8 protein-coding genes and 3 pseudogenes are annotated in these 5,705 nt (G+C 33.1%); 10 read left to right on the top strand and 1 reads right to left on the bottom strand.

What is annotated here, in order from left to right; all coding sequences use genetic code 11:
- Nucleotides 1-90 precede the first annotated feature (90 nt).
- The 7 genes and pseudogenes from DN392_RS14540 to DN392_RS30810 form a co-directional block, all read left to right on the top strand.
- Nucleotides 91-951 (top strand): annotated as a pseudogene (locus DN392_RS14540) (polymorphic toxin type 50 domain-containing protein); the annotation flags it as partial.
- 20 nt (nt 952-971) lie between these two features.
- Complete coding sequence (locus DN392_RS14545) at nt 972-1,310, top strand: hypothetical protein (protein WP_064057274.1); 339 nt, start codon at nt 972-974, stop codon at nt 1,308-1,310.
- Nucleotides 1,311-1,541: 231 nt separating this feature from the next.
- On the top strand, nt 1,542-1,811 hold the full coding sequence (locus DN392_RS14550; protein ID WP_061673129.1) for a hypothetical protein: 270 nt from the start codon (nt 1,542-1,544) through the stop codon (nt 1,809-1,811).
- A 17-nt stretch (nt 1,812-1,828) separates the two neighbouring features.
- Entirely contained in the window at nt 1,829-2,188 is a 360-nt protein-coding gene (locus tag DN392_RS14555) for a hypothetical protein (protein ID WP_064057273.1), read from the top strand.
- Nucleotides 2,181-2,738, top strand: a complete 558-nt coding sequence (locus DN392_RS14560) for an RNA 2'-phosphotransferase (RefSeq protein WP_088091597.1) — start codon at nt 2,181-2,183, stop codon at nt 2,736-2,738. The genes DN392_RS14555 and DN392_RS14560 overlap by 8 nt, the downstream gene beginning before the upstream one ends.
- A 368-nt stretch (nt 2,739-3,106) precedes the next feature.
- Nucleotides 3,107-3,634 carry a hypothetical protein gene (locus tag DN392_RS14565; protein ID WP_064057271.1) on the top strand — a complete coding sequence of 176 codons (528 nt, stop codon included), beginning with the start codon at nt 3,107-3,109 and terminating at the stop codon, nt 3,632-3,634.
- Between the two features lie 12 nt (nt 3,635-3,646).
- A complete protein-coding gene (locus DN392_RS30810; RefSeq protein ID WP_048526186.1) occupies nt 3,647-3,979 on the top strand; it encodes a hypothetical protein in 333 nt (110 codons plus the stop codon).
- Between the two features lie 237 nt (nt 3,980-4,216).
- On the opposite strand, the pseudogene DN392_RS14580 reads toward DN392_RS30810, so the two are convergent.
- Nucleotides 4,217-4,423, bottom strand: a pseudogene (locus tag DN392_RS14580) (N-acetylmuramoyl-L-alanine amidase C-terminal domain-containing protein); the annotation flags it as partial.
- Nucleotides 4,424-4,655: 232 nt separating this feature from the next.
- Between DN392_RS14580 and DN392_RS31200 the strand changes: the two are divergent.
- The 3 genes and pseudogenes from DN392_RS31200 to DN392_RS14590 all read left to right on the top strand — a co-directional run.
- A pseudogene (locus DN392_RS31200) lies at nt 4,656-4,916 on the top strand (hypothetical protein); the annotation flags it as partial.
- Nucleotides 4,913-5,311, top strand: coding sequence for a deaminase domain-containing protein (locus DN392_RS31205; RefSeq protein WP_229195332.1), 399 nt, complete (start codon nt 4,913-4,915; stop codon nt 5,309-5,311). The pseudogene DN392_RS31200 and the gene DN392_RS31205, both read left to right, overlap by 4 nt.
- Before the next feature lie 12 nt (nt 5,312-5,323).
- The coding region (locus tag DN392_RS14590) for an SMI1/KNR4 family protein (RefSeq protein WP_088321669.1) at nt 5,324-5,705 on the top strand (382 nt) is incomplete at its 3' end.

Raw genomic sequence — 5,705 nt, forward strand, 5'->3', positions numbered from 1 at the left:
AGGATATCTAATAAGAAATCAATGCCGGATTTGTGAAAAAACAATGAGAAGAACTCAGGGGAATATAGAAGTACAAGCTCGCAAACCAAGATGAAACAAATTACTTTGCAAAAACAACAAATGAACTTACAAGAACAGGAAGACGATAGATCATGGCATGAAAAAACAGCTCTTTATACGCAATCATTTTTGCATGGAGTTATCGTATTTTTTCAAGGTGCTGGTGATACAGCACTAGAAAACTTTCTTGGACTACAGCCACATGAGGATGATAAATTAGAAAGTAAGACAACTTACCAAGCTGGAAGGTTGGCCGGAAATGTTATATCAATAGCCGGTTCCATTGTAGAAATGTTTGAAGCTATTTCGCTCATAGGCGGATCTAATTTCTTAACTATTGTGGCAGAAGTAGGAACTGGTGGGTTAGCATCACCAATTGTTATTCCATTAGATATAGCAGCAACAGCTGCTGGGGCTAGTTTTTTTGCACATGGTCGATTTGTATGGGATAAATCGATTCAAAATACTAAGGATACTATTCAAAAAATCCAGTCTTCTGGTGGAGGTAAGGGTGCGAGTAATCGAATACCTTCTTATGGAAAAGATTCTGTACCTAAAGGTCCATACCGTGAAGTAAATGGTTATCCAATAAAAGTGAAAGCAGGAGCTCAAGAAAAGCATATTCCCGATACACCGAATTATAAACAAGAATTAGCAAATGGAAAAAATAAGAGCATTTTCTATGGCGATAATAAAATAGCACAAGAATTGCTTGATAAGTTTGCAGGAAAAGGAACCACTGTTACCAAAAATAAAGAAAGAGTGGACTTTGGTAAACCAATAGGTAAATACTATGACACTGTGACCGGACAATATATAGAGACTAATAGAGGAATGATACATTATGGAAAAGATGGTGCCCATATAGTACCAGCAAAACCATCAGAATAAAATTAAGAAAGAGGATGTCTATGGAAGCAGATTCTTTATTTAAAACATTAACAGAGCATGAAGGTGTAGAAATCATATTAGAGTGGAACAGCGGGTTGAGAATTATAGGTAAAACAGACACATTTTATGAGACAGACAATGGATTAGATGATGATGACCCCGCATACGCAGAATATTATGCAACAGCATTTCAAGTAAATCATATTTTATCTCAACCTTCTACTAACGAAGGTATTGTATATAATTGGTTGATACAAGAAAAAAGTTCATTGGTTGAAATTTCTCTCTATGATGATCCACCATGTGCAGTGTTTTTAACTGACGGAAAAAGAGTATGGGAAAGTGAAATATGTAAATAATAGGTGGTATATAAACTGAGACCTTGATTGGCATATATGCTTTTCAAGGTTTTTCTATGTTTTTAACACCTGTAAAGGGTGTTCATCAGTGGTACGAAATTGGTTGCAAGAATAAGAGACAGATGAGAGTATGAGTGTACTTAGGATATCTAATAGAAATCAATGTCGATTCTTTAAAGAAACAATGAGAAGAACTCAAGAGATTATAGAAGTACAAGCTGGCAAACCAAGATGAAACAATTTACTTTGCAAGAACAACAATTGAACTTACAAGAGCAGGAAGACAATATTGCTGCAGCTAGAGAGGTTGGAATAAAAGTTCAAGCAACTATTAGAAACTATAAAGATCCACTTCCAACAAATCTGATTGATAGATTTACAACTAAAAAGGGAGTACCTAAAACTTGGGGAGAAGCTCTAGACTTAAGAGTTCTAAAGCAAAAGACTAGTTTTAGAAATAATAATCCAATGGGTTCTTTTGAGTTAGAAAAAATGAAATAGAAAGAAGTGCTATAGCTATGGAACAGTATTACGTTGATAAAGATATATATGTATATCCTGAACCTTACCAAAAATTAGTGGAATTGAATTTAGTTGATTTTGATGTATGGTATTTAATTAAATCTGAACAGGCTACTAGAAGGTATCATGATTTAAAGGAAAGATATCCAAAAAGAAATTTAATTCCTTTTGCTAGAAGAGATGACAACGATGACATTGCGTGTTTTGAGATTGGCAAAGGAAGTAAAGTTCAACTTATTCATGATTTTGCTTCTGAAGGTTTTGAACAAAGAAAAGAATTTGATGACTTTTGGGATTGGGTCGAAGTTGCTATGAAAGAAATGATAGATTACAACCGGAGTGAAGAAATTGAATAATCAAAAAATATTTAATGATTTAAGTAAAGAAGTATCTTATGCTTTACGTCATGCTCCATGGGAATACGAATTGGAGTTAGATGAGAATGGGTGGATTTCTGTTGAGCAACTTTTACACGCACTTCACCAATCCATTGAATGGAGAGATGTGAAGATAGAAGATTTAAAAATAATGATTGAGAAATCTGAGAAAAAAGGGCATGAGCTAAAAGAAAATAAAATTCGTGCCTTGTATGGACATTCTATTCCCATGAAAATAGTAAAGGAAGAAGGAGTTCCACCTGAATTTCTTTATCATGGTACATCTCCGCGCTTTTTAAATTCTATTGAATCAAATGGGCTATCACCTATGTCTAGACAATATGTTCATCTTTCTGAAGATATTATAACTGCTGAATTAGTGGGGAAAAGAAAAGATAAGCATCCTATTAATTTAGAAGTTAATACTGAAAAAGCTAGAGAAGAAGGCGTTAAATTTTATTTAGGAAATGAAAAAGTTTGGTTAGCAGATGAGATTCCTAGTGAATTTATCGCAATTAATAAGAATTAATTGAATCTATTCTACTAGATTATGACGGCAGGAAAAAATTTTTCTTTAGGATATATATTTGAATGAACCACGTTATCTGTCTTAAAATAAACAAATAAATGGCGAGTTACTTATGGAAAATAATCAACAAGAGAGACTTCACATTTGAGGTCTCTCTTGTTGATTTAAATTGAAAATTATTATTTAAGCGAATACTCTTTTGTACCTCGTATTTCACATACACACAGGCTTCAATTGCTGTTACATAGTATGTTTTTCAACGTCAAGAAACATTAGAAAAAGCAGGATAATATTATTCAATAACCGGGTCCACTGTAGAAATGTTTGAAGGTATTTCGCTCATAGGCGAATCTAATTTTTAAACTTTCGTGGCAGAAGTAGGAACTGATGGGTTTGTTTGGAATAAATCGATTCAAAATGCTAAGGAGACTCTTCAAAAATTCGAGTCTTCTCCATCTTCTAGAGAGCGTGTTAATAAAGTTAAAGAGACTAAAAAGCTCGATAAAGAAAGAAATAATTCTAAAAATACAGGTAATCCTAGTAAAAAACCAAAATCTCAACTTAAAAAGGTGTTCGATGTAGCTGACAATTATACCTTACATAATAGAGTATATACTAATCATATTTTAGAAAGGCATGGAAGTAATACCAATAATCCAGCTTTTGCAAACAAATCAAAATTTAATTCTGACTTTGATATAAGGGCCGGAATAGATAGTACATTAAAAGGACATGGTGTGTTAGTTAAGCAAAATACTTCTGGGAGAGAAGGATATATATTCGAACAAACTTTCAGACAATCCATTGGTATTAAAGCTAATGGAAGGCTTGTTAGCACTTTGAAAGTAGTTATTGATAAGAATGGAAATGTAATAACTGCGTTCCCTAAAAAATAGGAGGATTATAATATGAGTTTAGACTTTTACATCGGAAAAAATATGGATAGCATTGATTTTAAATCAAAATGTGTGGAATTCGATGATGAGCTTCAAAACTATCTATACCATATTAGAAACAAGGTTTCTTTTGATATTCAGCCTCTATATGGAATAGATCCTTATGACGATACAATTTTTGATGAAAATGATATAAAAAATATAATTGCAACTTGTGTTAATCTATTGGATAGTAAATTATTGGAAGGGTTTGGTGATGAAGCTTCAGTTTGTATATTAAATATCAAAAGATTATGTGAGGAAGCATTACAGAGACGAGAAAGACTATTTTCAATCGGAGACTAAAATGGTGCATTTGAAGGTTCAGTAAAAATGCCTAGCGGTAAGGAGAACTATTCTTTCTGTGCTTCAAGATCAATACACTACTATGATATTGTAAATCTTGATCATTACAATGTTCCTAATAAAACTAATCCGATTTCAAAAGCAAATGAAAAACAGATTATCATTACTCTCATGGAGTATATCATCCCAAAAAAAGAGCTAGCTTATAAGCCTTAATATGTTTTTCCTTTCAAATGTTTATTTTTTAATATACTCGTACCACCAATCGCTATCATCCATCCAAGCTGTAATTTTATCCAGCTCACCATTTGTCAATACTTCTGTTTCAAAGTATGCCAATCCAGTTGACGGATTAGAAACCACCTTCCCTTTTGTTCTACGTTCATTCATAGCATTTATTACTTCTTAAACTATTAAAATGCCAAAACTACCAGATTTAACATAATTAAGTTTTTAATCTTATATTTTACACACAAGAATGACAAAGCTTACAGTGTTAAAGTAATTATACACAGGCATATAAGACAAATGAGAAATAAAGAACTTATTTTTGAAGTGGAAAGAAAAAGAAGCAGGCTATTAAAAAGCAAAGACTCATGATAGTTGTACCATCATGGAGTACTGTGTGCAATACTAGGGTATAAAAACAAAGTACGAGCATAGGCGAGATGACATTTTATTGGGCGATGAGTCACAAAATAAAATCGGTCATATCGCAAAAGGAGCAAAAGCATCAAGTGGAGTAAGTACACAGTAAAACTAGCAAAAGAATTGAAGCCAATGCTTGAAATGTTACAATCATTTAAGAGGGATGCGTCCTATGCATTCTCTAGTGTTGGTGGAACTATTGTAACCAAAATACCTCAAGGTGAATTGATAGAAGCTTATTATAAGTTTGCGAAGTCAAAAGATGGTGCTAAGGGTACGGGAAAAGTGTATCCAACGAGGCAAATAGATTCAGTAGCAGAAGCACATATAATTGATAGAGTGAAAGAACTAAGAGGAAATTTGACTAGTGGATATAAAAAGTCTGGGAACTTTGCTCTAGCAGAAGTGAATGTTAATGGTATTGATAAATCAGAGTTTTTTGCTCAAAGTAGCATAGATGAGTTTACAGATAGTATAAAGGAAAGAGTGCCTAATATTTCTTTGCAACCTAAAAATCCTATGTTTAATGCAACAATTACACAGGACATGATTCGTACTAGTAGCAGAACTAGCCAATCAATTTCGATCTACGGGAGCAATAATTTAATGCATAAAGGTGTTACGTTAAAAGCAAGGGGAACAAATGATTTTTCTTTAGATGTTACAATAATAAATAAAAAATAGGAGTCGATTTATTTGGATAAGTTAATTAAAATTCTCCCTCCTCCAGAATTCCCACAAAAAACTGGGGATAAAGAACAATGGGGAAAGTTTTTCGGCGCTCTTGGTACGGAATTGCCTACAGACTATGTAAAATTTATTGAAATTTATGGCACAGGCGGTATTGACAATTTCTTGTGGATATTAACTCCTTTTGTAAACGATGAAAATGTAAATTATCTTGGTAGGCAGAAGGAAATGACAGATTCATATATTCAATCTAAGAAAAATTTTCCGCAATATTATAAACATGATGTTTACCCTTCAAGTGGGGGGATACTTCCATGGGCATACACTGATAATGGTGATGAATTGTACTGGTTAACAGATGGAAAACTTGGTGAATGGAAAATTGTGA

The organism is Bacillus sp. BB51/4 (assembly GCF_008368845.1).
Classification (GTDB): Bacteria; Bacillota; Bacilli; order Bacillales; family Bacillaceae_G; genus Bacillus_A; species Bacillus_A wiedmannii.

Coding starts and splice junctions, on each gene's coding strand:
- DN392_RS14555 (WP_064057273.1), top strand. CDS start 1,829: ATGGAACAGTATTACGTTGATAAAGATATATATGTATATCCTGAACCT.
- DN392_RS30810 (WP_048526186.1), top strand. CDS start 3,647: ATGAGTTTAGACTTTTACATCGGAAAAAATATGGATAGCATTGATTTT.
- DN392_RS14550 (WP_061673129.1), top strand. CDS start 1,542: ATGAAACAATTTACTTTGCAAGAACAACAATTGAACTTACAAGAGCAG.
- DN392_RS14545 (WP_064057274.1), top strand. CDS start 972: ATGGAAGCAGATTCTTTATTTAAAACATTAACAGAGCATGAAGGTGTA.